This window comes from Agrobacterium sp. MCAB5 (assembly GCF_052114365.1).
Lineage (GTDB): Bacteria > Pseudomonadota > Alphaproteobacteria > Rhizobiales > Rhizobiaceae > Agrobacterium > Agrobacterium tumefaciens.
Genome location: NZ_JBFREP010000041.1, coordinates 1 through 1,147, shown reverse-complemented (window position 1 = coordinate 1,147; position 1,147 = coordinate 1). Strand labels below are relative to the sequence as shown.

Annotated in this window: 2 protein-coding genes; both read right to left on the bottom strand. The window is 60.2% G+C overall.

The genetic code is table 11. From position 1 onward, the window contains the following. Nucleotides 1–511, bottom strand: a 511-nt coding sequence (locus AB4Z23_RS27145) for an N-formylglutamate amidohydrolase (protein ID WP_441361139.1), incomplete at its 3' end; no start/stop codon positions are given. Further along, nucleotides 508–1,146 (bottom strand): RraA family protein, encoded by a 639-nt coding sequence (locus AB4Z23_RS27140; protein ID WP_441361138.1) that lies wholly within the window; start codon nucleotides 1,144–1,146, stop codon nucleotides 508–510. The genes AB4Z23_RS27140 and AB4Z23_RS27145, both read right to left, overlap by 4 nt. Nucleotide 1,147: the final 1 nt, after the last annotated feature.

Below are 1,147 nucleotides of genomic sequence, written 5' to 3'. Positions count from 1 at the left end.
GATAAACACGGCCAAACCGGCTGTATACGGCATTCAGCAGGCCAGCCAAATGCTCATGGTAGGGCTGCCAGTAGGTGACGATCCGCGTCTCAGCTTCCGCCACACTCATGGGTGCCGCATACATTGGCTCATCGCCCCAGGCGTAACGCCACATCAACCCCATGCCGCGTTTCGCCGTTGCGCTTTCACGCACTGGATGAGGCCAATCACCGTCCACAAGCTGGGTGTCCATATCGAGCAAGGACCGGTTCACATCGAGAAAACTGCGGGGAAAACGCGCGCTCAGTAACGGCGCACCGACATCACATGCCGACGAAAACAGATCATCGATATGGGTGTCTGCGGCTACTCTCACTCGCTCTGCGGAAACTGCTGGGTGGAATCCCCTAGGCATGTCCAGACCGCTATGGGGGCTGTCAAACACCATCGGAGCCAGAGGCGTGCGGGGTGCAATCACCGAAAGTACGCCCTCCAGCGTTATATCTTGCAACTGGCCATAGAGCGGGGTCATTTTTGTGTTCCTTCCGTTGCGCCTGGCTTGAGGCGCGCGTTCACCTTGTCCACCGCGCGGGTGATGTCACCGAGCTTTTCGCCATCGAGCAGCCGCTGCATGGTGCGGGCAACACGTGTCTCACGGGCTATGCAGATATCAGCTATGTCTGCCGCCTCATCCGCGGGCAGCACCACCACGCCGGAAGCATCCGCCAATACGATATCGCCCGGCAAAACCGGCACACCACCACAGGCGATCGGTCGATTGAATGTGCCACCAAGATCAAGCTGGCGGGTGGTGACAGACGAAACACCGCGGCACCAGACGGGCAGCCCTTCGGCGATGATTTCCGCGACATCGGTACACGGCCCGTCAATGATGACACCGGCAACACCTGCCATGCGCGCAGCCCGTGCAACCGCACCGCCAAGGCAGGCATGGCGGCTGTCACCCAACCGATCAATTACCAGCATGTCGCCGGGGCGCACCTGGCTTAGCGCGTAATGCAACAGCGTCGAGCACATGGCGGGAATCGCGAGCGTGACGGCAACACCGGCACGGGCCTGTTGCTGCGGCAAGACCGCTTGAATAGAACCGGTCATGAAACCGGTATGACGCAGATGCCCGACACTGGCCGTTTCAATCTGCTGCAAC